Source organism: Microbacterium sp. A93, assembly GCF_051842835.1.
This window is the reverse complement of sequence record NZ_JBPXMT010000013.1, coordinates 159466-185315: the sequence shown is the minus strand read 5'-3', so window position 1 is coordinate 185315 and position 25850 is coordinate 159466. Positions and strand designations below refer to the sequence as shown.

22 protein-coding genes are annotated in these 25850 nt (G+C 65.6%); 13 read left to right on the top strand and 9 right to left on the bottom strand.

All coding sequences use genetic code 11. The features are described 5' to 3' along the window. The first annotated feature begins 47 nt into the window (after nt 1-47). Nucleotides 48-539, top strand: coding sequence for a hypothetical protein (locus ACSU1G_RS28315; protein ID WP_439283938.1), 492 nt, complete (start codon nt 48-50; stop codon nt 537-539). 4 nt (nt 540-543) lie between these two features. On the opposite strand, the gene ACSU1G_RS28310 is transcribed toward ACSU1G_RS28315, so the two are convergent. After that, complete coding sequence (locus ACSU1G_RS28310) at nt 544-1209, bottom strand: TetR/AcrR family transcriptional regulator (protein WP_439283937.1); 666 nt, start codon at nt 1207-1209, stop codon at nt 544-546. Nucleotides 1210-1322: 113 nt separating this feature from the next. Here ACSU1G_RS28310 and sucC point away from each other — a divergent pair, with 113 nt between their 5' ends. Then, nucleotides 1323-2489, top strand: coding sequence for an ADP-forming succinate--CoA ligase subunit beta (gene sucC / locus ACSU1G_RS28305; protein ID WP_439283935.1), 1167 nt, complete (start codon nt 1323-1325; stop codon nt 2487-2489). Nucleotides 2490-2517: 28 nt separating this feature from the next. Beyond that, nucleotides 2518-3420 carry a succinate--CoA ligase subunit alpha gene (gene sucD, locus ACSU1G_RS28300; RefSeq protein WP_439283933.1) on the top strand — a complete coding sequence of 301 codons (903 nt, stop codon included), beginning with the start codon at nt 2518-2520 and terminating at the stop codon, nt 3418-3420. 85 nt (nt 3421-3505) lie between these two features. Here the strand turns inward: sucD and ACSU1G_RS28295 are convergent, their stop codons facing one another. Further along, entirely contained in the window at nt 3506-4492 is a 987-nt protein-coding gene (locus ACSU1G_RS28295) for a glycerophosphodiester phosphodiesterase (protein ID WP_439283931.1), read from the bottom strand. A gap of 185 nt (nt 4493-4677) precedes the next feature. Between ACSU1G_RS28295 and ACSU1G_RS28290 the strand changes: the two genes are divergently transcribed. After that, on the top strand, nt 4678-5118 hold the full coding sequence (locus ACSU1G_RS28290) for a nitroreductase family deazaflavin-dependent oxidoreductase (protein WP_439283929.1): 441 nt from the start codon (nt 4678-4680) through the stop codon (nt 5116-5118). 34 nt (nt 5119-5152) lie between these two features. Here ACSU1G_RS28290 and ACSU1G_RS28285 read toward each other — a convergent pair whose 3' ends face one another. Continuing rightward, nucleotides 5153-5737, bottom strand: a complete 585-nt coding sequence (locus ACSU1G_RS28285) for a TetR family transcriptional regulator (RefSeq protein WP_439283927.1) — start codon at nt 5735-5737, stop codon at nt 5153-5155. A gap of 71 nt (nt 5738-5808) precedes the next feature. On the opposite strand from ACSU1G_RS28285, the gene ACSU1G_RS28280 reads away from it, so the two are divergent. Beyond that, the gene (locus tag ACSU1G_RS28280) at nt 5809-6219 is read left to right on the top strand and encodes a VOC family protein (protein ID WP_439283925.1); all 411 of its coding nucleotides are present in this window, start codon (nt 5809-5811) and stop codon (nt 6217-6219) included. Here the strand turns inward: ACSU1G_RS28280 and ACSU1G_RS28275 are convergent. The 4 genes from ACSU1G_RS28275 to ACSU1G_RS28260 form a co-directional block, all read right to left on the bottom strand. Further along, nucleotides 6197-7243 (bottom strand): hypothetical protein, encoded by a 1047-nt coding sequence (locus tag ACSU1G_RS28275; RefSeq protein ID WP_439283923.1) that lies wholly within the window; start codon nt 7241-7243, stop codon nt 6197-6199. The genes ACSU1G_RS28280 and ACSU1G_RS28275 overlap by 23 nt on opposite strands. Nucleotides 7244-7325: 82 nt before the next feature. Next, nucleotides 7326-9293, bottom strand: a complete 1968-nt coding sequence (locus ACSU1G_RS28270) for a glycerophosphodiester phosphodiesterase (protein WP_439283921.1) — start codon at nt 9291-9293, stop codon at nt 7326-7328. 165 nt (nt 9294-9458) lie between these two features. Continuing rightward, complete coding sequence (locus ACSU1G_RS28265) at nt 9459-10208, bottom strand: GntR family transcriptional regulator (protein ID WP_439283919.1); 750 nt, start codon at nt 10206-10208, stop codon at nt 9459-9461. A 110-nt stretch (nt 10209-10318) separates the two neighbouring features. Next, a complete protein-coding gene (locus ACSU1G_RS28260) occupies nt 10319-11791 on the bottom strand; it encodes an NCS2 family permease (protein WP_439283917.1) in 1473 nt (490 codons plus the stop codon). A 93-nt stretch (nt 11792-11884) separates the two neighbouring features. On the opposite strand from ACSU1G_RS28260, the gene ACSU1G_RS28255 reads away from it, so the two are divergent. The 8 genes from ACSU1G_RS28255 to ACSU1G_RS28220 all read left to right on the top strand — a co-directional run bounded on the left by ACSU1G_RS28255 (nt 11885) and on the right by ACSU1G_RS28220 (nt 22752). Continuing rightward, nucleotides 11885-13276: a cell division protein PerM gene (locus ACSU1G_RS28255; protein WP_439283915.1), complete on the top strand. Its 1392-nt coding sequence runs from the start codon at nt 11885-11887 to the stop codon at nt 13274-13276. Between the two features lie 9 nt (nt 13277-13285). Next, on the top strand, nt 13286-13867 hold the full coding sequence (purN, locus tag ACSU1G_RS28250) for a phosphoribosylglycinamide formyltransferase (RefSeq protein ID WP_439283914.1): 582 nt from the start codon (nt 13286-13288) through the stop codon (nt 13865-13867). A 75-nt stretch (nt 13868-13942) separates the two neighbouring features. Beyond that, nucleotides 13943-15550 (top strand): bifunctional phosphoribosylaminoimidazolecarboxamide formyltransferase/IMP cyclohydrolase, encoded by a 1608-nt coding sequence (purH, locus tag ACSU1G_RS28245; RefSeq protein WP_439283912.1) that lies wholly within the window; start codon nt 13943-13945, stop codon nt 15548-15550. Nucleotides 15551-15641: 91 nt separating this feature from the next. Further along, nucleotides 15642-17183, top strand: a complete 1542-nt coding sequence (locus ACSU1G_RS28240) for a DNA-3-methyladenine glycosylase 2 family protein (RefSeq protein ID WP_439283910.1) — start codon at nt 15642-15644, stop codon at nt 17181-17183. Continuing rightward, nucleotides 17180-17692 carry a methylated-DNA--[protein]-cysteine S-methyltransferase gene (locus ACSU1G_RS28235; protein ID WP_439283908.1) on the top strand — a complete coding sequence of 171 codons (513 nt, stop codon included), beginning with the start codon at nt 17180-17182 and terminating at the stop codon, nt 17690-17692. The genes ACSU1G_RS28240 and ACSU1G_RS28235 overlap by 4 nt, the downstream gene beginning before the upstream one ends. 268 nt (nt 17693-17960) lie before the next feature. Then, nucleotides 17961-19874 (top strand): ABC transporter ATP-binding protein, encoded by a 1914-nt coding sequence (locus ACSU1G_RS28230; RefSeq protein ID WP_439283906.1) that lies wholly within the window; start codon nt 17961-17963, stop codon nt 19872-19874. Further along, nucleotides 19871-21685, top strand: coding sequence for an ABC transporter ATP-binding protein (locus tag ACSU1G_RS28225; protein WP_439283905.1), 1815 nt, complete (start codon nt 19871-19873; stop codon nt 21683-21685). Before ACSU1G_RS28230 ends, ACSU1G_RS28225 begins: the two co-directional genes overlap by 4 nt. 149 nt (nt 21686-21834) lie before the next feature. After that, nucleotides 21835-22752 carry a hypothetical protein gene (locus ACSU1G_RS28220; RefSeq protein ID WP_439283903.1) on the top strand — a complete coding sequence of 306 codons (918 nt, stop codon included), beginning with the start codon at nt 21835-21837 and terminating at the stop codon, nt 22750-22752. A 75-nt stretch (nt 22753-22827) separates the two neighbouring features. Here ACSU1G_RS28220 and ACSU1G_RS28215 read toward each other — a convergent pair whose 3' ends face one another. Next, complete coding sequence (locus tag ACSU1G_RS28215) at nt 22828-25161, bottom strand: glycosyl hydrolase family 95 catalytic domain-containing protein (RefSeq protein ID WP_439283901.1); 2334 nt, start codon at nt 25159-25161, stop codon at nt 22828-22830. A 192-nt stretch (nt 25162-25353) separates the two neighbouring features. Next, on the bottom strand, nt 25354-25812 hold the full coding sequence (locus ACSU1G_RS28210) for a GNAT family N-acetyltransferase (RefSeq protein WP_439283899.1): 459 nt from the start codon (nt 25810-25812) through the stop codon (nt 25354-25356). Nucleotides 25813-25850 lie beyond the last annotated feature (38 nt).

Here is a 25850-nt window from a genome sequence, read left to right as displayed (position 1 = left end):
AGCAAGTGGGTACTGGGCGCATGGTCAAGCGTGCGATCCTGGTAGTGATGAGCGAAATACAGGGGCCGACCCCCGCAGGCACCTCCCGTCCATACCGAAACCTCTCGGAGGCGCTGCGCGCGCACCGAATCGAAGCTGAGAACCACGAGTTCATTACCGCGCTCGTGGATGCTGTCGGCATCTCGTCGTTGATCGATCGCGGTCGCTACATCGAGGCGATCCGTCGTGATGAGGGCACTTCCCTGCACATTGGAAAGACCTACACCAACGGCTTCGCTGAAGACGAGCAGGTCGTCGTCGGCTCTGCCGCGCTGCGTCTGCGGCCGAGCGAAGGGCGCGCTCCGTACTTCTACGTCACGCACCCGAGCGAGTTCCGTCCCATCGTCCCGGCCGCATCATCGTCGCGTGCACCGCGCAAGGCTGCGGCGACTGCAGAGCCACGTGTACAGCGCGTTGCGAAGCCGATCGAGCGCGACTACGGCTCCTGCGACGTCTGCTTCATGGTGCGCAATGCCGCCGGTGGCTGCAGCTGCGACTGACGCGTTACTGCTCGAGCTGCGACTGCAGGCGCCGCGAGACCTCGGCGATCGGCATTGCGCGCGGGAACACCGCGACCACCATGTCGTCGGGGGCTGCGGCCGCGGCATCCGGCAGTACGCCATAGCGGCGGCGCGCATCGTCGAGCGCGTTCTGCAGCACTGACGGCGCAACCTTTTTCGTGCCACGCAGCAGCTGGCGCAGAACATGGTTGTGCACTGCGGTGACGATGGCGGCGAAGCCGACGGCATCCAGAGGGTCGATTCCTGGAAGTGCACGACGCAGATAATCGTCGAACAGTCGCTCGTAACGGAACACCGTCACGATCTCGCGCTCACGCAGTGCGGGAACCTGACGAACGATCTGGTAGCGCAGACGAGCGATCTCCGGATCATGCGAGAAGTGCGAGAACACGTGTTGGGATGCACGGCAGACGGCTTCCCACGGGTCAGTGTGGCCCTCCGCGAGGAAGGCGCGAAGCTCATCCAGCAGAATCTCATGATCGGCGAAGACGACGTCTTCTTTGCCGCCGAATTGGCGGAAGAACGTCGAACGGGACACTCCCGCGGCCTTCGCGATCTGCTCGACCGAGGTCTGATCGAAACCCTGGGCCTGGAACAGCGCGAGCGCGGCGGCCACAACGCCGGTGCGTGGTTCTGCGGACTCATGCATAGCGAGAAGCCTAGACCGACGGGGCCGTTCATTCAGAGGTAGTAAGATTTGGTCTTGGTCGATATCTCGACATCGAGAGACTTTCCGGACCGCAGACCAGCGAAGGAAGCACAGTGGATCTGTACGAGTACCAGGCACGTGACCTATTCGAGAAGTATGGGGTGCCGGTTCTCGCCGGCATCGTTGCTGACACCCCCGAGGAGGTGAAAGCAGCTGCAGAGAAGATCGGTGGCGTCGTCGTCGTCAAGGCACAGGTCAAGGCCGGTGGACGTGGCAAGGCTGGTGGCGTTAAGGTCGCCAAGACTCCCGACGAGGCATATGAGGCAGCGAAGACGATCTTCGGTCTCGATATCAAGGGCCACATCGTCAAGCGCGTCATGGTCGCTCAGGGCGCAGCGATCGCCGAGGAGTTCTACTTCTCCGTGCTGCTGGACCGCGCAAACCGCTCCTACCTGTCGCTCTGCAGCGTCGAGGGTGGCATGGAGATTGAGGTTCTCGCCGTCGAGAAGCCCGAGGCTCTCGCTCGCATCGAGGTCAACCCGCTGACCGGCATCGACAAGGTGAAGGCCCTCGAGATCGCCCGTGAGGCGAAGTTCCCTGAGGAGCTCGTCGAGAAGGTCGCCGACGTCTTCGTCAAGCTGTATGACGTCTACAAGGGTGAGGATGCCACACTCGTCGAGGTGAACCCCCTGGTTCTCACCGAGGACGGCTCCATCATCGCGCTTGACGGCAAGGTCTCGCTCGACGAGAACGCGTCAGAGATCCGTCACCCCGAGCACGAGGCGCTCGAGGACAAGGACGCTGCGGACCCGCTCGAGGCCAAGGCCAAAAAGAGCGGCCTGAACTACGTCAAGCTCGACGGCGAGGTCGGAATCATCGGCAACGGCGCAGGCCTTGTCATGTCGACGCTCGACGTCGTCGCTTACGCCGGCGAGAACCACAACGGCGTCAAGCCCGCGAACTTCCTCGACATCGGCGGCGGAGCATCCGCAGCGGTCATGGCCGCAGGCCTCGACGTCATCCTCGGTGACCCGCAGGTCAAGTCCGTCTTCGTCAACGTCTTCGGTGGCATCACCGCCTGTGACGCTGTCGCCAACGGCATCAAGGGTGCGCTCGAGACGCTCGGTGCTACAGCATCTAAGCCGCTCGTGGTGCGCCTCGATGGCAACCGCGTCGATGAGGGTCGCGCGATCCTCGCCGAGTACGCCCACCCGCTCGTGACCCTCGCCGCCACCATGGACGAGGGCGCCGACAAGGCCGCCGCGCTGGCGAACGCCTAATCCGACGCTGAGAGACAAGGACTAAGAAATGTCGATTTACCTCAACAAGGATTCCAAGGTCATCGTCCAGGGCATCACCGGCGGTGAGGGCACCAAGCACACCGCCCTCATGCTGAAGGCTGGTACCCAGGTCGTCGGTGGCGTGAACGCGCGCAAGGCCGGCACCACGGTTTCGCACACGGATGCCGCAGGTAACCCGGTCGAGCTGCCCGTCTACGCCTCCGTTGCAGAGGCCATGAAGGAGACCGGCGCTGACGTGTCGATCGCCTTCGTCCCCGGCGCCTTCACCAAGGACGCCATGATCGAAGCCATCGATGCCGAGATCCCGCTGCTCGTCGTCATCACCGAGGGCGTGCCCGTCGGTGACAGCGCCGAGGCCTGGGCCTACACGAAGAGCAAGGGCAACAAGACCCGCATCATCGGACCGAACTGCCCCGGCATCATCACCCCCGGTGAGGCGCTCGTCGGCATCACCCCGGCGAACATCACCGGCAAGGGCCCGATCGGTCTCGTCTCAAAGTCAGGAACCCTGACCTACCAGATGATGTTCGAACTGCGCGACCTGGGCTTCTCGACCGCCATCGGCATCGGCGGAGACCCGGTCATCGGCACCACGCACATCGACGCGCTTGCAGCGTTCGAGGCTGACCCCGAGACCAAGGCGATCGTCATGATCGGTGAGATCGGTGGCGACGCAGAAGAGCGTGCCGCTGACTACATCAAGGCGCACGTCACCAAGCCGGTCGTCGGCTACGTTGCAGGCTTCACGGCTCCTGAGGGCAAGACAATGGGCCACGCCGGCGCCATCGTCTCCGGCTCCGCAGGCACCGCGCAGGCGAAGAAGGAGGCCCTCGAGGCCGCCGGCGTCAAGGTCGGCAAGACGCCGTCCGAGGCTGCTGACCTTATGCGCGCCATCATCGAAGCGCTCTGATCTGATCTGAGATCGTAGAAGGCCCCGAGCGTCACGCTCGGGGCCTTCTTTGCGTCTGGTATTTCGCCGTGACGTGCGGATGCCTTTACCGAATGGCGACTGAGGATGCGGAAGCGGTCACCGTGCCCGGCGCTGGGGCTCGACCCCGGTCATGCATCCACTTCTGGAGAGCATCCGGGCGGTTGGTGATGATCCCGTCCACGCCCATGGCGGTCAGCGCTTCCCAGTCCGCATCCTCGTCGTGGGTCCAGACGAAGACGCCGAGTCCGGCGCGGTGCGCCTGCGCGACGCTTCGGGCGGTCGCTCTGCTCGGGTTGACGGCATCCGCACCGATCTGCTGTGCGGTGGTGATGATCGACGCGTTGATCGTGTCGGTGAGCCAGCCCACCGGGAGGGTGGGTGCGACCTTTGAGATATTCGCCACTGTCTTCTGGCTGAAACTTTGGGTGAGGACCTTGTTCTCGAGGTCAGCCGCGTCGATCATGTCGATGGTCGTGCGGATGCCCGCCGCGCTCCAGGTGCCCTTGTACTCGATGACGACGTCGGCGCCGCTGTCCGCGACGTAGTCGAGCACCTCGTCGAGCGTCGGGATCCTCGTGTCAGCGAATGTGTCGTCGAACCAGGACCCGGCATCCAGAGCGCGTAGTTGCTCGATGGTCATGTCCGCCACGGCGCCCGTCCCATCAGTCGTCCGATCCACCGTGCTGTCATGAATGACGACGGGGACGCCATCCTTCGACAAGCGGATGTCGATCTCGAAGTACTCTGCCCCGACGGCCGTCGTGGACGAAAGTGCGGGCATCGTGTTCTCCGGTGCGGCCGACGAGTACCCGCGGTGTGCGACGATGGCGCCTGCCTGTCCAGGAAGTCGCAGGACCGCCAGTGGGCGCCGCAGGACTCTGTCGAGCGACAGGAGTGACCGCTCGCCATCGGACTGGGAGATGACTGTGCCCGCATCGAGCGGGGAGTGCGTGATCGCCTCAGCTGCTGGAGATGCGAACCCGGTGAACACCGCCCAGACAGCGGCACAGACGGCTCCTGTGCCCGACAGGCGTCGTCTGCGTACGCTCATGATCTGCATCCTGCCAGAGGCGCGAGGCTGCGTCGAGACCTTTTCGTTACTTTTGATGAAACGTTCGAGAAAGGGCCAGCCGACAGTCGTCTATATGGCGCTAACGTGCACTCTGCCGCTACGGAACCGCAGGTTCGTGCCATATGGCGCGGTAGCGTGCTGCACCTGTGTCGTACGCTGAGGGCATGCCATTGACCGGAGAATACAAGCCGTCCTCATCCGAATGGGCCCGTACGCAGGCCGAGAAGTTTGAGGCGTCGAACGGGGAAGAGGCGAACACTCTGCAGGGCGTGCCGATCATCGTCCTGACCACGGTCGGGGCGAAGTCGGGTGCACTGCGCAAGACCGCGCTGATGCGCGTCGAACACGAGGGTCTCTACGCCGTCGTCGCGTCGAAGGGCGGGGCGCCAGACGAGCCTCGCTGGGGTGAGAACATGCGCCGACACCCGCACGTCGAGCTGCAGGATGGCGCCGACAAGCGTGACTACAACGCGCGCGAGCTGTCCGGCGATGAGCGTGAGGAGTGGTGGCGTCGTGCGGCCGCCGTATGGCCTGCGTACGACACGTATCAGACGAAAACCGATCGGAAGATCGCGATCTTCGTTCTCGAACCCTTCCAGGACTGAGTCACGGGTCGGGTGGCGGGATCCGGACGTGCGATCAGCGGCGCCCGGATGCCAGCACAGCAGACAGCAGTAGATCAAGCGTCTCGTGCGCGTTGATGCGCGCCGCAGCATTGGCAGGGTGCTCAGAGAGCCAGAGTGCCAGCTCATTCATTGAACCGGACAGTGCGGCGGTCAGTGTGTCGAGCAGTGCGGGCGCGACTTCTGCCTCCGCCAGTCCTTCGCGCAGCTGCGTTGCTGGACCCTCGGCATCCATCCGGCGCCATTCGTCCCAGCTGAGCACGGCCGGTCCGTCGATGAGTAGCACGCGCGCTGCGGCGCCCTGCGTGATCGCGTCGAGGAAGGCATGACTCCCGAGGCGGAGAGCGGCCATGGCATCCGCCCCCTCCGTCGAGGTGGCAATCGCGTCCGCGATCAGCTGCTGCTGCCCGGAGACCACCGCGGTGAAGAGCCCGGGCTTCGAGGAGTAGTGGTGGTAGACCGCTCCGCGCGTGACGCCGGCTGTACGTGCGATGTCGTCCACGGATGCCGCGGAGTAGCCGTGCTCTGCGAACTGCGCGGTGGCGACCGCAAGGATTCTTCGAGAGGTCTCAGCGGCTTCCGCCGCAGTTGTTCGAGGCATACGGTTCCCTTACATGCGATGTGTATGTATCTTAGTTGGTACCGATACAAACACTAAGTATGTAAAGAGGGATGATGAACTTCTCCAGTTTTTACCCGGTCCTCATGGTCGACGACGTCGATACTGCTGCCAGGTTCTACCGCGACGTGCTCGGGTTCGAGACGACGTTCGAGGCCGACTGGTATGTGAGCCTGCGCTTCGACGGTGGCGAAATCGCGATCCTCGACCGCACACACGAAACCATCCCTGAGGGGTTCCGCGACCCCGTGCGTGGCCTGCTACTCAATGTGGAGGTGCCAGATGCCGCGGCCGAGCATGTCCGCATGGTCGGGACGCTCGGGCTGCCGGAGCGGCTCTCCCTGCGCGACGAGGACTTCGGGCAACGGCATTTCATCATCGAAGCACCGGGTGGAGTGCTCATCGACGTGATCGAGCCGATCGAGCCGTCAGCGGAGTTCATCACGGCGTACGCGGGGGAGTGACGCGCCTGCGCACGGCGAATCGTACGGCGACAACGAGCACCAGCGCGGCGCCGGCGAGGAGCACCCACCATCCGGGTGCGATGGCGACAGCCGAGAGGCTGAGCTGCTGCTGGGCGATCGTGGGCATCTCATCCGAAGCCGACGCGATGACTGTCGGCGAGACGGCCACCTGTATTGCGGTGAAGGGCAGCCAAGCAGAGAGCCCCTCGACTGTCGCGTGAACATCGACACGGGCCGCGGGAAGGAGCTCAGCGAGGGTGAGCAGTCCCGTCGAAGCATCCGGTGATGAGTACAGCTCGACGCCAGGGGCCGTGACTAACTGTATGGCGGTGAGGCGGGTGTTACCCGTGTTCCCTACGACATAGGAGACGTCGGCAGAAGCCGCCTCCCATGGCCAGAATCCGGTCGCCACGTCGAGCTGTGCCTGATCCAGCGACAGGCCGGCGGTGAGATCGCCGGCGACGGTCACGGTGACACGCGTCGCGTACCTCATGTCGACAGAGACCGTCTCTCCAGCGCTCTGCAGCACCGTGAGGAGGGCTCCGGCGTGCTCACCCGGCTGCGCGTCCGCGGGGACTGAGACGGAGAAGGGGATGCGGGCGACCTCGCCTGGCTCGATGTGCACGCTCGCGACGCTCGGAGCGATCCATGTGCCGATGGCTGCGGAGCCTGTCTCGGCTGTCGCGATGTCCAAGGCTCCGGATCCGTCGGTGAACGCGTCGGATCCGTACACGGCGAGGTCGAGCACTGCTGCGCCGGAGTTGCGAACCAGAACAGCGTCTTCGACGACGGCACCCGGCTCGAGGGCGTATGCGAAGTTGCTGCGCTCCTCTCCGATGTTGGTGATGACCGGCATCATGCTCCATGCGACCTGGCCTGCGGCGGATGCTGGCACAAACGATGTGGGAGCCTCGACCGCGGAAGCCTTCAGTGCCGAGGTCGCGGTCGAGCACAGCACGACCAGCAGTGTGGCGGCGACGGCGCCGAGGAGGAAGCGCGGGAGGCGAGGAAGGGGACGAGGCATCGGAGCGGCCTTTCAGTGGAAACAGAGAGAAAGAGCGGATGCGGGGCGCAGCCGCATCGTGCCGGCTGCGCCCCGCATTCTGTTACTGGATGACGGTGACAGTCAGTGTCGACGCATAGTCGCCGGCGACCTGTCCCAGCGGCAGGCGCAGGTCGAGGTCGGCCGCGACGATCGCAGTGTCGACGCCCTTGTACTCATCGCTGGGCGCCGCGACAAGCACGGCGTTCTGCGAAAGTCCGCCTCCAGCGCCAGCGACAACCGGTTCACCGGCGACCGCTCCGGCGCCTTCGGCCGTGAGCCGTGGCGTCCAGCCGAGTGCGCTCGACTCGAAGGAACCAGCGGCTGATGCGAACGCAGATGCCTGACCAGACAACGTCCAGCTCGAGGACGGATTCACCCGGGTGTCGGTGATCTCGATGTCGTTCAGGACACCGGTCGCGACGTAGCTGTCGCCCAGAGGAGCTGCCTCACCAAGCGAGACGACGTCCTGCGAGCTGAAGCGCCAGGTGAACTCGCCTGCCGGCTGCGTCGAGTCAGGGATGCTCACAGCGATGGCCTGCTCGTTCGGGGTGGGCTCGGCCGGGGTCTCAGGCTCTTCGATGGTGGGAGGCGCCTGGTTGTAGCGCTGCATCCAGCCACGGAGTGCGTCGGGACGATCGGTGATGATGCCGTCGACGCCCATCGCCGTCAGGGACTCCCAGTCGGCCGCGTTGTTCTTCGTCCAGACAAACACACCCAGACCTGCATCATGGGCCATCGCTACGCTCTCTGCGGTCGCGCTGCTCGGGTTGATGGCATCCGCACCCATCTGCTCGGCCCTGTCGATGATCGACGCGTCGATCCCGCCGGTGAGCCAGCCCACAGGAAGATCTGGTGCCACCGTCGCGAAGTTTGTGACGGTCGTGGCGCTGAAGCTCTGTGCGAGGACCTTGCTCTCGACGCCGGCAGCCTCGATCATGTCGACCGTGAGCTGCGTGTCTTCGACGTTCCAATCACCCTTGTACTCGATGACGACATCCGCGCCGCCGTTTGCGACATAGGTGAGAACCTCGTCGAACGTGGGGATCTTCGTTCCCGCGAACGCACTGGAGAACCAGGAACCGGCATCCAGCGCATGGAGCTCCTCGAGCGTCATGTTCGTCACCGAGCCGGTGCCATCAGTGGTGCGATCCACCGTGCCATCGTGGATGACCACAGGCACGCGGTCCTTGGAGAGGTACATGTCGATCTCGAAGTATTCGGCACCGGCGCGAGTCGTCGAAACGAACGCCGGCATCGTGTTCTCCGGGGTCACGGTCGAGTTTCCACGGTGTCCGACGATGACGCCGGTTTCGCCGGGCTGACGGATCGTGATCGGAGGGAGCGGGTCGATCTCGGTGAGCACGACGTTGTCGTAGCGCACGATCGAGTCGTTCGCGATGAGCCCCTGCACGCCGTCCGCGGTTCGCACCAGCTGACGCGTGGTCATGATCTTCTTGCCGTCGATGTACCACGTGCCGACGTTGTCGTTAACCTCGACGCGAAGGTGCGCCTGGGTGCCGATGCCGATGTCGCTTGCCGTTGACCCCGTGTCGGTGACTCTCCAACTGTCGGCTGCGGTGCGCTGGGTGAACTCGACGCCGTTTCCTGCGGCAGAACCGTTGCGCAGAGCAGCTTGCTGCCAAGGGATGGAGCCGTCAGCGGGGGCATCGAGCAGCAGCGCCAGCCAACGCCCGCTGTTCGCGGCCGATTCGAATGTGATGTCGACGTCAAGCGCGAAGTTCTCACGGTTTTCGCCGAAGGTGATCTTGGCGTCGCCAGGACCGCTGGCACCGACGAGCTCCCCGTCCTTCACACTCCAGGTGCCCGCGACGGCATTCCAGTCCTCCGGGATCGTGCCCGAGTCGAACGACTCGGAGAGGAAGACCCGATCATCCACGGGCATATCCGTGGCTGTCGGTGCCGATGTGGCTGCGTGCGCGATGCCTGGAGCGAGAACGCCCGCAAATACGGCGGTCGTGGCAACGCAGACGGCTCCGATACGCGATAAACGCGAACGGCGAATGGTCATGGTACGTCCTTCCGGGGGAGGGTGCCTCGGGGTGGGTCCCGGGGCACCTCCCACTCAAGAAGGCGCGCGCATCGGCGCCCTGCACAGCACAAGACCGGCAGGGCCCATCTGGGCGAAGAGCTGGTGACGCGCAGTGACGGTCGAGCCGAACCGTCACTGATCGACTCAGAGACCCAGTGCAGAGCGAGCCGAGTTCACGATGCTCAGCGAGGTCGATGTCGCGAGGTAACGATCGTCGCTGTACTCGAAGGGGCGTCCGTCGAAGGTGCGGGCGGAGCGCTGGACGCGCAGCAGAGGCGTGGTGCGAGACACCCCGAGCAGTCGCGCATCCTCTGGGTCCGCGAGCACAGCGGAGATCAGATGCTCGCCGTAGGCGAGCTGAGGACCGTGCACGCGTTCGACTACCTCCATGATCGAACGTGCGTCCCGCGGGAGCTGCGCGATCGTCGGGATGAGCCATTCCGGAAAGGTCGTGCGCTTGACCATGACGGGCACATCGTCGATGGATTGCAATCGGGTGATGCGCAAGACGGGGCGTTGAGCGCTGATTCCCAGCGCGTGCGCCTCCTCGGTGGTCGCACGTCCTTCGCTGCTGAGTAGCGTCTTTCCGCCCGGCTGATGGCCGATCGCCTTCGCCCATTGGCCGAAGGATCGTAGCTCGGTGACGTCTTGCGCGAGCGTTGCAGCATGCACGACCCACCGCGTTCCACGGCGTGAAAGCTGGCGGTTGGTGTGTTCTACGTGCTCAAGTGCGCGGCGTATGGTTCCGCGAGCCACGCCGAAGCGAGCAGCGAGTGACGATTCGCTGGGGAGCGCGTCGCCGATGCTCACACGTCCGGTCTCGATGTCTGCGGTGATCTTCGCCGCGATCGAGAGATGCTTTCGATTGGTCTGTGGTGTGGTGCGTTGGGGCACATCTTGAGCGTGCCCGGTCAGGGTTAACGGCTGATGCCAGAGCGGATGCCGGGCTGAAAACGACGAGGGGCGGATGCCGTAGCATCCGCCCCCACGTCATGGAACTGGTGTCAGGAGACGCCGAAGAGCGCCTCGATCGGTCCGCGCGCGAAGAACAGCACGAACCCGAAGCCGACGATCCACAGCAGCGGGCTGACGGACTTCGCCTTGCCGGAGAAGGCCTGCACGAGCACCCAGCTGACGAAGCCTGCGCCGATGCCGTTGGCGATCGAGTAGGTCAGCGGCATCACCGAAACGGTGAGGAATACCGGCAGCAGCACGCTGAAGTCGGTCAGATCGATGTACTTGATCTGTGCCATCATCATCGCGCCGACGATGATCAGCGCGGCAGCCGCGATCTCGGTCGGAACGATCGAAGTCAGCGGCGTCAGGAACATTGCGAGAAGGAACATCACGCCGGTCACGACGTTGGCGAAGCCGGTGCGTGCACCCTCGCCGATACCGGCGCCGGACTCGATGAACACGGTGTTTGACGAAGACGAGGTGCCACCGCCGGCAATCGCGCCGATACCCTCGACGATCAGCGCCGACTTGATGCGGGGGAAGTCGCCCTTCGCGTCGGCGAGGTTCGCCTCCTTGGCAAGACCGGTCATCGTGCCCATCGCGTCGAAGAAGTTCGAGAACACCAGGGTGAAGACGATCATCACGATCGCGACCAGGCTGACCTTGCCGAAATCGAACCCGAAGTCGACAGCACCGATCAAGCTCAAATCGGGCAGGCTGACCGGGGATCCGGAGAGTGTCGGGACGGTCAGGCTCCATCCGGCCGGGTTGAATTCGCCATCCGAGCCGAACTGCGGACCCAGGTGCCAGATGGCCTCGACGATCACGGCGAGCACCGTGCCGGAGACGAGACCGATCAGCAGGCCGCCCTTGACCTTGCGGGCGACGAGCACTCCGGTGATGATCAGGGTGACGATGAACAGGACGGTCGGAACCGTGGCGACGGAGCCGCCGATGCCGAGGCCGACCGGGGGAGAAGAGCTGCCGGTCGCGGTCACGAAGCCGGAGTTCACGAATCCGATGAAAGCGATGAACAGACCGATACCGACGGTGATCGCGATCTTGAGCTGGAATGGCACGGCGTCGAAGATCATCTTGCGCAGGCCAGTTGCCGCCAGCAGCACGATGACGATTCCGTTGATCATGACCAATGCCATCGCCTCGGCCCAGGTGACCTGGCCGACAACGGAGAAAGCAAGGAACGCGTTGATGCCGAGTCCGGCGGCGAAACCGAACGGCAGGCGGGTGATCAAGCCGAACAGGATCGTCATCACGCCGGCGGTCAGCGCCGTCGAGGCGCCGACTGCGCTGAAGCTCAGCACAGTGCCGTCGACGTCGGCGGCGCCGGCGAGGATGATCGGGTTGAGGATCACGATGTAGGCCATCGTGACGAACGTCACCAGGCCGCCGCGGACCTCCGTGCCGATCGTGGAACCGCGTTTGGTGATCTCGAAGAAGCGATCAAACGCGTTCTTCGGCTCAGCAGTGCGCTCAGTTGTGGTCGAGGGGGCAGTTGTCATCGGGTTAAACCTCCTTGGAGACGATATCGTGTCCGACGCCTCGCGCGCGTCCCCCGCGAGGCAGTCAGGTTCTCGTCGTAGTCTCTTGGAGTCATGCAACGCCTCCTCGTCGCGATTCTCGCCGCCGTCGACGCTGCCATCGCGGCGGCCGTCGGCCTCGTCGTGCTGCTCGCTCCGCTGACCATGCTCTGGACGCTCGCGTTCGGCGTCACCGCTGAATGGGGAGCCCTGTGGCCGGTGACGGGCACGCTGTGGCAATTCGGTCATGGTGTTCCGATCGATATCGCAATCCCGGATGCTGTGGTCGCGGCCGTCGGCATCGCACCGGAGGCCGCGAACTTCACGCTTTCGCTGACGCCGCTCGCCTTCTTCATCTTCACCCTGCTGTTCGCGGCGCGCTCCGGCACCAGGGCTGCCCGTTCAGGGGCCTGGATGCTCGGGGTCATCTCCGGCGCCGTGGCCTTCACCCTGGTCGCGGTCGCCGTCGCGTACACCGCGCAGGCAGACATCGCGCAGGTCCCGTTCGGCCTTGCGATTCTGCTGCCATCCTCCGTGTACCTTGTCGGTGCCCTCTGCGGGGCCATTCGCTACGCCTGGCGCGAGGGCGATAACGGACTTATCGACCGCGTGCACGACGTCGTCGACAGCTGGGGAGACTGGGGCGTGGTGCCCGCCGAAATCGTGCGCGGCGCCACTGTGGTCGTCGTGGGACTCACCGGCGTTGCGGGCCTTGTCGTTGCGCTCACGGTCGCGCTGCGTGGAGGAGAAGTCGTCGCCCTCTTCGAAGCGGCGCGCGTTGATGCCACCGGTGTCACCGTCCTCACGCTCGGACACCTCGCGTACCTGCCCACGCTGCTCGTCTGGGCACTGGCCTGGATCGCCGGCCCCGGATTCTCGGTGGGCGCAGGCACCGCAGTCTCACCCGCCGGCACGCAGCTCGGTGTCGTTCCCGGCATCCCCATTTTCGGCCTGCTGCCGGAAAACAGCTCCATCTGGATGCTGATCGTTGTGCTGTTGCCCGTCGCAGCGGGTGCCTTCGCCGGTTGGATGGTTCGATCCAAGCTCGTCTGGGAAGACGTCGCGCGCGGCCTCGCACCGCGCGTCGCAATCGCCGCGGGAATCGCCCTGCTCACTGCCGGAGTCATCGCGCTCGCAGCGGTGCTCGCATCCGGGTCGATCGGTCCGGGGCGGCTTGCCGACACCGGCCCGCATGTCGGGTGGATGACGCTCGCGATCGGACTCGAGGTTCTGATCGGCGCCGGCATCATGCTGCTCGCGCCCAGACACCGTGATGAGCTCGCCGAAGAGCGCACAGATCGCTGGGCCACTGAGATGGGTACGTCTGTGGCAACGGATGCCGACACCGCTGCTGACGCTTCTTCCGCGTGGCCAGCGCAGGCGACAGAGCCCACTGATGAGACCGAGACGCAGCCACTGAGCGAGCATGGCTTCTTCGGGGGCGGCAGCACTCCCACGCCCCGGTAGACTAACCGGGTGCTCACGGTCGCCGTTCTCATCTCAGGCACCGGCTCGAACCTCCGCGCCCTGCTCGAAGCCGCACGCCACCCCGATTTTCCTGCGCGGATCGTTGTCGTCGGTGCCGATCGCGATGCTGAAGGTCTCGCTCACGCCGAAGAATTCAGCATCCCGAGCTTCACAGTGCCGTTCCGCTCTTTCGAGAGCCGCGAGGCATGGGGCGAAGAGCTCGGCAGCCAGCTGGACGTCTGGAACCCCGACCTCGTCGTACTCAGCGGTCTGATGCGGCTGCTGCCCGCACCGCTCGTCGCCCGCTACGCGCCGCGGATCATCAACACGCATCCGGCGTACCTGCCCGAGTTCCCCGGTGCGCACGGTGTGCGTGACGCGCTCGCCGCCGGCGCCGAGCAGACCGGCGCCAGCGTCATCGTCGTAGACGACGGCGTCGACACCGGCCCGATCCTCGCCCAGGAGCGTGTGCCCGTGCGTCCGGATGACACCGAGCACAGCCTGCACGAGCGCATCAAACCCGTCGAGCGACACCTGCTGATCGATGTGGTGCGCCGCATCGCCACCGGCGAGCTCTCGCTGACGCCCTGACCTCTACCCGCACAAGTTCTGCACAATCACCGCACGCATATTCACCGCACACACACCGCACGAAGGAGACCTCCCATGGCCGGCCCGAGCCACGACTCTTCCCTGTACCGCGATCGCGACACTGTGCCGATCAAGCGCGCGCTCGTCTCGGTGAGCGACAAGACCGATCTGCTCGTGCTCGCCGCGGCGCTTGCCGATGCTGGCGTCGAAATCGTCTCGACCGGATCGACCGCTGCGACCATCCGCGAAGCGGGCTTCGATGTCACTGACGTCGCCGCAGTCACCGGCGTCGCCGAGATGCTCGACGGTCGCGTGAAGACTCTGCATCCGAGCATCCATGGTGGGCTTCTGGCCGACCTGCGCCTCGAGGGCCACGCCCGCGAACTCGCCGAGCTGGAGATTGCCCCGTTCGAGCTCGTCGTCGTGAACCTCTACCCGTTCGTAGAGACGGTCGCATCCGGTGCGACCGGCGATGACGTCGTCGAACAGATCGATATCGGCGGCCCGGCTATGGTGCGCGCGTCGGCGAAGAACCACGCGAATGTCGCGATCGTTGTCTCTCCCGAGTCCTACCAGGCGATCATCGAGTCGATCTCGGCCGGCGGAACCACGCTCACGCAGCGCCGGGAGCTTGCTGCCCGTGCGTTTGCGCACACCTCCGCATACGACACTGCCGTTGCCGCCTGGTTCGCTGAGGAGACCCTCAACGAGCCCGGAGACCTGCCAGAGCACTTGACGATCAAGGCCGAGCGACTGTCGACGCTGCGCTACGGCGAGAACGCACACCAGCGCGGCGCGATCTACTCTCGCGTTGGCGGCCACGGCATTGCCCAGGCTGTGCAGCTGCAGGGCAAGGAGATGTCCTACAACAACTACGTCGACGCGGATGCCGCGCTGCGCGCCGCATTCGACATGGTGCTGCCCGCCGTCGCTATCGTGAAGCACGCGAACCCCTGCGGAATTGCGACCACCGCGCCGAACGCCCTCGACCCGATCGCCAGCGCGCACCTGCGTGCCCACGAGTGCGACCCGGTATCGGCCTATGGGGGCGTGATCGCCACTAACGGCACTGTCACGCTGAAGATGGCCGAGAACCTCAAGGACATCTTCACCGAGGTCATCGTCGCTCCGTCGTTCGAGCCGGCCGCGCTTGAGGTGTTCAAGGCGAAGAAGAACCTGCGTCTGCTACAGCTGCCGGATGACTGGCAGCAGGAGCCGATGGACGTACGCCTGGTCTCCGGCGGTCTGCTGCTGCAGGATGCCGATCGCTTCCCCGATGAGATCGGCTCTGTTGCGAAGAACTGGGAGCTCGTCACGGGTGATCGCCCCGACGAGTCCGAGATGGAGAACATGATCTTCGCGTGGAAGGCGTGCCGCGCGGTTAAATCCAACGCCATCGTGCTCGCCAAGGGCAATGCCACCGTCGGCGTCGGCATGGGCCAGGTCAACCGTGTCGACTCCTGCCGCCTCGCGGTGGAGCGTGCCGGCGTCCGTGCGGTCGGATCCGTCGCAGCATCCGATGCGTTCTTCCCGTTCGCGGATGGCGCTCAGGTGCTCATCGATGCCGGCGTCACCACGATCGTGCAGCCGGGTGGATCTGTGCGCGACGAGGAGGTCATCGCTGCGGCGAAGGCCGCGGGCGTGACGATGTTCTTCACCGGGGAGCGTCACTTCTTCCACTGAGTCAGGTGCCTCGCGACGGCCGGACTGGGCGCTTCACAGTCATGTCTGAATTCCGCTAGCCGGTCGTCGCAGCGCGTGTCAGAGTGGAGGCATGACCTTCCCGGCGATGAGCTTCGATGAGCGGTACCGTGCGATCGATGCGCGCGACACCCGCTTCGACGGCCAGTTCGTCACGGCGGTGCACTCGACGGGCATCTACTGCAGGCCGTCCTGCCCCGCGCGCACACCCAAGCCGGAGAACGTCAGCTTCTATCCGACCAGTGCCGCAGCGCACGAGGCCGGCTTCCGTGCGTGCAAGCGCTGCCTTCCCGAGGCGGCTCCTGGCTCGCCGGCATGGGACCTCCGCGGCGACACCGCTGCGCGCGCGATGCGCCTCATCGCCGACGGCGTCGTGGAACGCGAGGGCGTCCCCGGCCTTGCCATGCGCCTGGGCTACTCGTCGCGCCACCTCACCCGGCTACTCGCGACCGAGCTCGGCGCCGGCCCGCTCGCTCTTGCCCGCGCGCACCGTGCCCACAATGCGCGGATGCTGCTTGTCGGAACCGACCTTGCGATCGCTGACATCGCGTTCTCGGCCGGGTTCGCCAGCATCCGCCAGTGCAACGAGACGATCCGCGAGGTGTTCGGCCTGACCCCCACCGAGCTGCGCGCACGTCGCCGCATCTCCTCGATCGTCGTCCCGGGAACGATCGACCTGATCCTCCCGCACCGCGAGCCGATGGATGCCGCGGGCATCTTCGTCTGGATGGCCGCACGCGCCCTGCCCGGCGTGGAGAGCACGACGGAGAACTCGTTCGCCCGGCACGTGCGCATGCCGGGTGGAGCCGCGTGGTTCGAAGTGCGGCAGGACGAGAACGCCCGGCTTCGCCTACGCGCCCAGGTTACGCATCTCAGCGACCTCGCCCCGCTCGTCGCGACCGTACGTCGCATCTTCGATCTGGATGCTGACCCCATCGCCGTCGACGCCGCGTTGTCGTCGCATCCGGAGCTTTTGCCGCTGGTCGCGCGGATTCCCGGCATCCGTGTGCCTGGCGCCGCAGACCCGCACGAGATGCTCATCCGCGCGATGATCGGCCAGCAGATCACTGTTGCTGCCGCCCGAACGGCGCTCATGAAGCTCGCCGAGGCGTTGGGGGAGCCGACGCCTGACTCGGAGGGCCACCTGTTCCCGACGATGACGGCGATCGCCGAACACGGTACCGAAGTGCTCCGGGGGCCTGCGGCGCGGATAAGGGCCATCACCGGAGCAGCCGCAGCGCTGGCAGATGGTTCGCTGACGTTGACCGTCGGTGACGATCGCGTCGAGCAACGACAGGCACTCCTGGCTATGCCCGGCATCGGACCCTGGACCGCCGACTATGTGCGGATGCGCGTGCTCGGCGATCCGGATGTGTTCCTCCCCGGAGATGTCGCCGTGCGCGCCGGTGCCGCGGCCGCAGCCCTCCCCGCCGATCCCGCACCGCTTGCTGTCTGGTCAGAACGCACCGCCCCCTGGCGCAGTTACTTCACCGCCCACCTCTGGCGTGCCCCACGCCCCACCACCCCCACTACGTCCCGCGAGACTTCACGTGTGTCACTGAAAACCGCGATTTCTATGACACACGCGAAGTCTCGCGGAGGAAAGAGTGCATGAAAATGAGCATCATCCAGACCATCGACACTCCTGACGGTCCGTTCACGCTCCTCGTCGACAGCGAACAGCGAGTTCTCGCCTCCGGGTGGACCGCCGACCCCGATGCGATCGTCAATCGGCTCGCAGAGCGATTCCGCCCCACAGAGATCCGAGAAGGCGAGATCCGAGAGGGCGAGACGGATGCTGCGGCCGCCGTCCGTGCGTATTACGACGGCGACCTCGGTGCGATCGACACCGTCGCGGTGCACCAATTCGGCACTGAGATGCAACGGGCCGGCTGGGCGGCGCTGCGGCAGATAACGCCAGGGGAGCCGTTGACTTATACGTCTTTCGCCGCAGAGCTGGGCAATCCGAGCGCGGTGCGCGCTGCGGCATCCATCTGTGCACGCAACGCGCCTGCGCTCTTCGTGCCCTGCCATCGCGTGCTGCGCGCCGACGGGACGCTCGGCGGCTTTGCTTGGGGGCTGTCCGTGAAGGAATCGCTGCTCGCCAGGGAATCTGCGCTCTGAGATCCGCAGTCCTGGGCGCCGATCGGGAATAGCTCTTGCATTCAGCCTGTTCACAGCAATAGGCTGGAGGGCTGTCGCGCCGACCGGGCGACGAAGCCGAGCCTGAGGAGGACACCATGATTTTGATCGCCGTCGCGCAGATCACCGTTCTTGGCTCGAACCCGGCGGATCTTCACCGGTAGCGCCCGCCCCACTTTGCAACTTCCGGGGTCAGCGCCACAGGTGCGCCTCGTCAATTCCCTTCCGTAACGCAACTCATCTGAGAGTCATGTCTTCCTCGTCTTCATCGCAGAATTCGTCTGCTTCGCTGTCCACTCCCGCCGCACTGTGGCGCCTGAAGCCCTTCGTCAGGCCGGCCCTGGGGCGCATGATCGGCGGTGCCGCGAGCGCGCTCGCCGCAGCCATCATCGCCCTGATGATCCCCATCGTGCTCGAACAGATCATCGCCGGACCGGTGATGTCCGGTCAGGTCTCTGCGATCGTCTGGGGTGCGGTCGCCGTGCTTGCTCTTTCGCTCGGGGAAGCCGTGATGGTCTGGCTTCGTCGGTGGTTCATCTTGAAACCTTCCACCGAGATCGAGTACCGGATGCGTTCGGATCTGTACTCGCGCCTGCAGGCGCTGCCTGTTGCCTTCCATGACCGTTGGCAGTCCGGACAGCTGCTCAGCCGCATGATGCAGGACATCGGCCTCATCCGCCGATGGCTCGCCTTTGGCTTGATCCTGCTCGTCGTCAACATCCTCACGATCATGATCGGATCCGTGCTGCTGTTCCGCTGGCACTGGCTGCTGGGGGTCATCTTCCTCATCACAGGCATCCCACTGTGGATCCGCGGCTATCTTTTCGAGAAACGCTACGGCGTGCTCACGCGCCGTAGTCAGGACCAGGCGGGCGACCTCGCCACCAGCGTCGAGGAGAGCGTGCACGGCATCCGTGTGCTGAAGGCTTTCGGCCGCGGAAAGCACGCGCTCGGCCGCTTCAGCAACCAGGCCGAGACTCTGCGCCAGACCGAGCTGAGCAAGGCCCGTGCCGTCGGTTCGCTATGGTTCTTCCTCGACCTGATGCCGCAGATCGCCTTCGGGCTGAGCCTCATCAGCGGCATCTGGCTGATCTCCCAGGGTGCCATCTCGGTCGCCGAGCTGTTCGCATTCTTCGCGATGGCGACCGTGCTGCGCTGGCCGATCGAATCGATCGGCTTCCTGTTCTCGTTCGCTCTGGATGCGCGCACCGCGACCGACCGTGTGTTCGAGATCTTCTCTGAGACCAACACCATCACCGACCCGGAGAACCCGGTGCACATCAACCAGCCGCGCGGAGAGCTCGCTTTCGAGAACGCGCACTTCCGGTATCAGGACGCCGGGGCCTCCGAGCGTGACCTCCTGGACGGCATCGACCTGGTTCTGCGCCCAGGCGAGACCATGGCGCTGGTCGGTCTCACAGGCAGCGGCAAGACCACGCTGACCACTCTGCCGACGCGTCTGTACGACGTCACCGGAGGCAGAGTGACTCTGGACGGCGTCGATGTACGAGATTTGCCGGTGGCAGAGCTGCGCACACACATCGCGATGGCGTTTGAGGATGCCACGCTGTTCTCGGCATCCGTGCGAGAGAACGTGCTTCTGGGTCGCGCTGAGCTCGACATCCACAGCGACGAGGGCGAGCGCGTGCTGCGCGAGGCGCTCCAGATCGCGCAGGCCGAGTTCGTCGACGCACTGCCAGAAGGCGTCGAGACCGTCATCGGTGAGGAGGGGCTCAGCCTGTCCGGTGGGCAGCGCCAGCGTCTCGCACTGGCACGTGCCGTCGCCGCCAACCCCAAGGTTCTCGTGCTCGACGACCCCCTCTCCGCGCTGGATGTTGATACCGAGGCGCTGGTGGAGCGGGCGTTGCGCCGTGTGCTCGCCGACACCACCGCGCTGATCGTCGCACACCGTCCGTCGACCGTCGCGCTCGCTGACCGGGTGGCGCTGCTGGAGCGCGGCAGAATCACCGCCGTCGGCACACACTCCGAACTGCTGAAGACCAGTGCACACTACCGGCACGTGATCTCCAGCCTCGAGGCTGAGGAAGCCGCGCGCACCGGGGCGATCCCCATCATCCGCGAGGATGCCGCGACGGATGCCGCGACGGATGACTCCGCCACCGAAGACGATACGAACAACGCCAAGAAGGAGGTGCAGGCATGAGTGCAGCACTCACCGGAACCCAGGGCGAAGACCGCTCGAACTACACGCGCGAAGAGAGCAAGGCGATCCGCCAGCGCTCGATGCGTCTGCTCGGCTCTCTCGTTTCTCCGCTGCGGGCGCAGATCATCGTCGCGGCAGTATTGCTCGTGATCTCAACGGCTCTGCAAGTTGCGGGCCCCATCCTCATCAGCATCGGAATCGACCGGGCGCTGCCCGCTGTGCTCGACCACGCAAACTGGATGCCGACCTTCATGATCGGGCTCATCTACCTACTCGCGGGTGCGTTCGGTGCCGCGCTGATCGGCCTGTACGTCGTCGTCGCCGCGCGCATCACCCAGGCGGTGCTGATCGATCTGCGCAAGCGCATCTTCCTGCACACACAGCGGCTGAGCCTCGAATTCCATGAGACTTATACGTCAGGGCGCATCATCTCGCGTCAGACCAGCGACCTGGACTCGATCCGCGAACTCCTTGACGGCGGCCTCAACAACCTCGTCTCAGGCGTGCTGTTCGGTGTGTTCACCTTCATCACCCTGCTGGTGTGGGACTGGCAGTCGGGCGTCATCCTCGCGCTCGCACTCGTTCCGCTCTTCTTCCTGATGCGCTGGTTCTACTCGCGTTCTCAGCTCGTCTTCCGAGAGTCGCGTGTCATCAGCGCGAAGGTCATCGTGCAGTTCGTGGAGACCATGACCGGCATCCGTGCGGTCAAGGCATTCCGCAAGGAGCCGCGCAACGACGTCACCTTCCAGAAGGTCGCCGGTGACTACCGTGATGTGAACCGCCGCTCGATGCTGCTGTTCGGCACATTCGAGCCAGGGCTCATGGCTGTGGCCGCGTTCACTCTCGGGCTCGTCGTGCTGTGGGGTGGCATCCGCGTCTCGACAGGAGCACTGACTGTCGGAGTCCTGCTTTCTGCAGTGCTGTACGTGCGCAACTTCTTCGCGCCGATGCAGGAGATCGCGATGTTCTTGAACTCCTACCAGTCCGCGACTGCGGCGCTGGAGAAGGTGTCAGGTGTGCTGGACGAGGTGCCGACGGTTCCGGATCCCGAGAAGCCTGTCGACCTCTGGGAGTCGCACGGACACGTGAACTTCGACGAGGTCACGTTCGGCTACTCGGGGGAGAAGACGATTCTGCCGAACTTCTCGCTCGACATTCCAGCCGGGCAGACGATCGCCCTGGTGGGAACCACAGGTGCCGGAAAGTCGACGCTGGCGAAGCTCATCTCTCGGTTCTACGATCCTTCGCTCGGCCGAGTGATGCTGGACGGCGTGGATCTGCGTTCGCTGCATCCGAAGGACCTGCGGCGCGCGATCGTCATGGTCACGCAGGAGGCGTACCTGTTCAGTGGGACCGTCGCAGACAACATCGCGCTCGGTAAGCCGGATGCCACGATGGACGAGATTCAGTCTGCCGCTCGCGCGGTGGGGGCCGACGGGTTCATTTCGGCCCTGCCGGACGGCTACAACTCGGATGTGAACAAGCGCGGCGGGCGTGTGTCTGCAGGGCAGCGTCAGCTGATCTCGTTCGCACGTGCGTTCCTGGCGGATCCCGCGGTGCTCATCCTCGATGAGGCCACGGCATCCCTCGACATCCCGTCGGAGCGGCTCATCCAGGATGCGCTGCAGACACTGCTCGCCGACCGAACCGCCATCATCATCGCGCACCGGTTGTCGACGGTCGCGATCGCCGATCGGGTGCTCGTGATGGAGCACGGGAAGATCATCGAGGATGACACACCTGCGACCCTGATCAGCGGCACCGGCAAGTTCGCGCAGTTGCACGCGGCCTGGCAGCAGACGCTGGTCTAGGCGGTCCGGCCGCGCGCGGCCGGGTCGGGGCCGGGAGGAGGCGCGGGTTGCCGCATTGCGGTTGTTGATGCGGCAATCTGCGATGTGCGACCCCTGCGGATGCTGCAGGCCGGGCGCCCCGACAGCCCTAGCCTCGCTACCATGAAGGGGTGGACCCCCTCTTCTTTCTGGCGACCGAGTGGTGGTGGATCGCGCCGACCGCGGTCGGTGCAGGCGCCGTCACGGCGGTTGGTGTGCGTCACCGGAGCAGCACCAGCGGCCGCCGACTCGCATTCGACGCCGCGCGCGACGACCTGAAGGAAGCTCAGCATGAGCTTGGCGAGCGACGACGCGCCGTGAAGATCGCGCGCGCAGAGCATGCCCGCCTCGTCGCCGAGCGCACCGCATCGCGTGCCACGAGCGCCGACGTCGCGAGCGTGCGGCGCACACTGAAGCAGGCCGAGCAGAACGCCAAGGCCGCTGCGGCGGACGTCCGCGCTCGCCGCGTGCACCTGAATGTGGCTCGAGCCGAGATCCCCGCTGCATCCAAGCGCGAGCGGTTTCCGGTGGCGCGCTTGCATCGCGCGCACGACACGGTCACGGCGCGCTGGATGGATTACGAGACCGACCCCGCGAAGCTCATCGCCTATCCCACGATGAGTGATGCGAAGGACCCGGCGACAGCCGCCTTCCTGGGCGCGTCACGCCGCGCGCAGGAGCTGCGGCCGGTAACCGGGACACGCATCAAGACCGAAGAGTTCGCTGCGTATCGGGATGCCGTCGCGCACCTCGAACGCACATTCGATGTCGCCGAGTTCACGGCGAAGGCGCGCGCGAACGGTCTCGACCCGAACGCGGCGCCCGCATGGCAGGATACGGCGCAGCAGGTGTTCACTAGGTCGGCCGAGGCTTTGGATAAGGCTGCCGAGGCGGCGGCGTCCGCCTTCGCGTCATGGAGCTCCCGCCATCAGCCGAGCAAAAACGACGCCGCCGAAGAGCCGGAGACGAACGCGCCGAAGCCGGAGACGAACGCGCCAAAGCCGCCGTCGAGCAAGATCTGGCCGCCGCCGCGCCGCGACAACTCCTAGCGCTCACCCGGGCAGAGTGCGTGTCCGCACCAACTCCTGGTACCAGCGGCCGGAGTCCTTACCCGTCGGTGAACCTCACGGATGAACCTCCTCGGAGGGGAATGAACGGGCATCGAGGCGGGTGTCGTGCTCCGTATCGATGTGGACGGTGATCGTCTGGCCGCGCCAGCGCACCCGGTGCGATCCGACGGCGGCAGGATGCCGGGCGCGCAGGGTCGCGCTCAACAACTGCGCATCGCGCCACTCCAGCCCGACGATGACGCCGGGGCGGGCAACGAGCCCGGTGACGCTGCCCGTACCGAGCTCGGCGGGAAGGGCGGGAAGGAGATGAATGCCATCGACGGATTGCAGGAGCGCCTCGGAGAGCGCACCGACGATTCCTAGGTTTGCGTCGATCTGGAATGGCGGATGGGCGGCGAACAGGTTCGGGTACAGCCCGCCGGCCCAGGGACCGGAGACATCGTCCGCATTGCGAAGAGCGAGTTCCAGCAGGTCGGCGACCTTATCGGGGCGGTGCAGTCGCGCCCACAGCGCGAGCTTCCACACCAGCGACCAGCCGCTGGAATCGTCGCCTCGGCGCTCGAGCGTCGTCGTCGCGGCGGCGCGCCGCGACTCGTCCCAGTGCTCCGTTCCCGGAAACAGTCCGTACAGCGCACTGACGTGACGGTGGTGCGGGTCCTCCTCGGGGCGAGGAACGTCCCACTCAACGATCGTGCCGTCCGGGGTGAGCGCCGGTTGCTCGGGCAGTACGCAGAGCCGTTCGCCAGCGGCTTTCACGACATCGTCGTCGGCGCGGCCCAGAGCCTCGGCCGTCCGGACGGTCGCGGTGAACAGGTCGCGCAGCAGCGCGAGATCCATCGCTGTCGTCGCGGCGAGCGACCCCGATCTGCCGTCCGGTGTGAGGAATGCATTCTCCGGGGAGGTTGCGGGGGAGGTGTGCTCGTCGCGATGCCAGGCGAGCGCGAACTCGGCGGCGCCGCGAAGAGTGGGCCAGATGTTCTCGAGATCTTCGGCATCTGCCGCTCCGAACTCCCATGCCTGGGAGAGGAGACTGGCGAGCCACGCGCCGCCCAGCGGCCAGAAAGCCCACCGAGGGTCGCCCGCCCCGCGGCCGGGAGCGGTGGCATACAACCAGGCGTCACTGTTGTGATGCACCGTCCACCCCGGGGTGCCGTACAGCCGACGGGTGTGCGAGGCTGCGGCATCGGCGATCGCGACTGTGAAATCGGCCAGCGGCTGCGCCCGTGCGCTGAGGTCGGTAACGTGCGCACCCCAGTAGTTCATCTCGGTGTTGATGTTGAGCGTGTAGCCGCTGCCCCACGGCGGGCGAAGCTCGGCGTTCCAGATCCCCTGCAGGTTGGCCGGGAGACCGCCGGGCCGGGAGGAGGAAACGAGCAGATAGCGACCGTAGTCGAAGAGCAGCGCAGCAAGGCCCGGATCGCTTGTCAGCACGCCACGGGGATCGGCGCGCGCGGCAGCGAAGCGCGCGGCGGTGTCTCGAGCTCCTGGGGCTGCGGCGACGGCAGACGGCGATCCGAGTGACAGCGTCACGGTGCCCAGAAGAGCGCCCATCGCCCGCTCGGTTTCGCTGCACAGCGCGTCGACGCCGATCTCCGTTGCGCGTTCGATGCGTTCGAGCGCATCGGCCAACGCATCGGATGCCGTGCCGACCGGAGTCTTCCCGAGGCCGGCGAACGTGGTGGCAGCGGCGACGAGAATGACGGTCCGCCCGGACTCCTGGATGACCCGCGCACCGATCGCGGCGCGAAGAGCAGCCCCGGGGGTCGTGTCCCAGAGCGCGCCAGGCAGATCCGGTTCATGACCGGGTGCGACATCGCTGGGCAGGCGCAGGAGGAGCCCGACGGTGTCGGCACCGATCGAGTGCTGCTCGGGGTTATCGCCATCAGGGGAGCGCAACGGGGAGTGCAGGCTGACGATGGCCGGCGCAGCAGGCTCGATCACGTGTACGAGCACGCTCTGCTCTGCGGCGATGAACGTCGTCGTGCGCATCGATCCCGCAACAGAACGATGGACGCCGGTGGCCAGATCGAGCTCGCGGGTGAGCGCAGCATTCGGGTCTGCACCCGCGACGTCGATCACGACGTCCCCTAGGGGTACATACGACTGCGCGTAGCGGGTCTGCATCGCCCGCAGCGGCGCCTCAGCCCCGACATGGTCGCCGGCAGCGATGGCGGCGCGGGACGCTGCGAGCAGGCGCGCAGATTCCGCAGCATCCGTCAGAGGATCCACCGCCTCGCTTGCCGGCGACCCCGACCATGCGGTGGCATCGTTCAGGTGCAGGGTGGTCGTAGCCACACCGCCATCGCTCATGGCGCCCAACCGGCCGTCGCCGAGCGGCAGGCACTCCAGCCAGGATTCGGCTGTCCCGGTGAATCGGATCGTACTCATTGCTTAGCCGCGGCTGACGCGGTCGCCGTTGACGAAGGTTGTACGGGGAGACCAAAGATCGACAGATTCCCGTCCTTCCCGAGAGTCGTTCTCGCGATTTTGTTGCATCATGCAACGAAATACTAGGTCGTCATCAAGGAGAAGGCGACGGGGCCTCGGTGGGGGAGGGGATCCGAAGCCCCGCCGCCGCTATTAGGGCGCGAGGCGAATCTCTGCGATGACCTCTGCATACTCCGTTTCGCCGACCGGGGTGAAGCCCACTCGGCGGAAGAATGCCTCAGGTCCGCCGTCGCCGGCTTCGTAGATCACGACGACACGATCCATATTGCGGGTGCGCGCCTCAGCTAGGAGGCCAGCTACCGCGAAGCGACCGAGGCCGCGGCGCTGGTCGTTCGCGTCGACGTTGATGCGCCACAGTACAGAGCGGAAGTGCTCTTCCGGGGCGTCAACGTCGAAGTTGGCGCTGACGAAGCCCACGACTTCGTCGCCGTCGAGGATTACACGCTGCCACGACGTCTGAGGATTGATCACGGTGGCAGCGATGCCGTAGGAGACCGGGGCGAGGTACTGTTCCTGACCCGGTTTGAGGGACAGGTTGTTCACTGCGACGATCGTCGCAGCAGAGAGTTCCACCATGCGCAGTTCCGACATAAGCCCAGGGTAACCTCTCGAACCAGATCGCGGGCGGA

Excerpts from the sequence above, each read along its gene's own strand:
- ACSU1G_RS28285 (WP_439283927.1), bottom strand. The coding sequence starts at position 5,737 with ATGCCTCGAACAACTGCGGCGGAAGCCGCTGAGACCTCTCGAAGAATC.
- ACSU1G_RS28315 (WP_439283938.1), top strand. The coding sequence starts at position 48 with ATGAGCGAAATACAGGGGCCGACCCCCGCAGGCACCTCCCGTCCATAC.
- ACSU1G_RS28270 (WP_439283921.1), bottom strand. The coding sequence starts at position 9,293 with ATGACCATTCGCCGTTCGCGTTTATCGCGTATCGGAGCCGTCTGCGTT.
- ACSU1G_RS28240 (WP_439283910.1), top strand. The coding sequence starts at position 15,642 with ATGACCTTCCCGGCGATGAGCTTCGATGAGCGGTACCGTGCGATCGAT.
- ACSU1G_RS28295 (WP_439283931.1), bottom strand. The coding sequence starts at position 4,492 with ATGAGCGTACGCAGACGACGCCTGTCGGGCACAGGAGCCGTCTGTGCC.
- ACSU1G_RS28260 (WP_439283917.1), bottom strand. The coding sequence starts at position 11,791 with ATGACAACTGCCCCCTCGACCACAACTGAGCGCACTGCTGAGCCGAAG.
- ACSU1G_RS28275 (WP_439283923.1), bottom strand. The coding sequence starts at position 7,243 with ATGCCTCGTCCCCTTCCTCGCCTCCCGCGCTTCCTCCTCGGCGCCGTC.
- purH (WP_439283912.1), top strand. The coding sequence starts at position 13,943 with ATGGCCGGCCCGAGCCACGACTCTTCCCTGTACCGCGATCGCGACACT.
- ACSU1G_RS28225 (WP_439283905.1), top strand. The coding sequence starts at position 19,871 with ATGAGTGCAGCACTCACCGGAACCCAGGGCGAAGACCGCTCGAACTAC.
- ACSU1G_RS28255 (WP_439283915.1), top strand. The coding sequence starts at position 11,885 with ATGCAACGCCTCCTCGTCGCGATTCTCGCCGCCGTCGACGCTGCCATC.
- ACSU1G_RS28210 (WP_439283899.1), bottom strand. The coding sequence starts at position 25,812 with ATGTCGGAACTGCGCATGGTGGAACTCTCTGCTGCGACGATCGTCGCA.
- ACSU1G_RS28310 (WP_439283937.1), bottom strand. The coding sequence starts at position 1,209 with ATGCATGAGTCCGCAGAACCACGCACCGGCGTTGTGGCCGCCGCGCTC.
- sucD (WP_439283933.1), top strand. The coding sequence starts at position 2,518 with ATGTCGATTTACCTCAACAAGGATTCCAAGGTCATCGTCCAGGGCATC.
- ACSU1G_RS28235 (WP_439283908.1), top strand. The coding sequence starts at position 17,180 with ATGAAAATGAGCATCATCCAGACCATCGACACTCCTGACGGTCCGTTC.
- ACSU1G_RS28215 (WP_439283901.1), bottom strand. The coding sequence starts at position 25,161 with ATGAGTACGATCCGATTCACCGGGACAGCCGAATCCTGGCTGGAGTGC.
- ACSU1G_RS28230 (WP_439283906.1), top strand. The coding sequence starts at position 17,961 with ATGTCTTCCTCGTCTTCATCGCAGAATTCGTCTGCTTCGCTGTCCACT.
- ACSU1G_RS28290 (WP_439283929.1), top strand. The coding sequence starts at position 4,678 with ATGCCATTGACCGGAGAATACAAGCCGTCCTCATCCGAATGGGCCCGT.
- ACSU1G_RS28280 (WP_439283925.1), top strand. The coding sequence starts at position 5,809 with ATGATGAACTTCTCCAGTTTTTACCCGGTCCTCATGGTCGACGACGTC.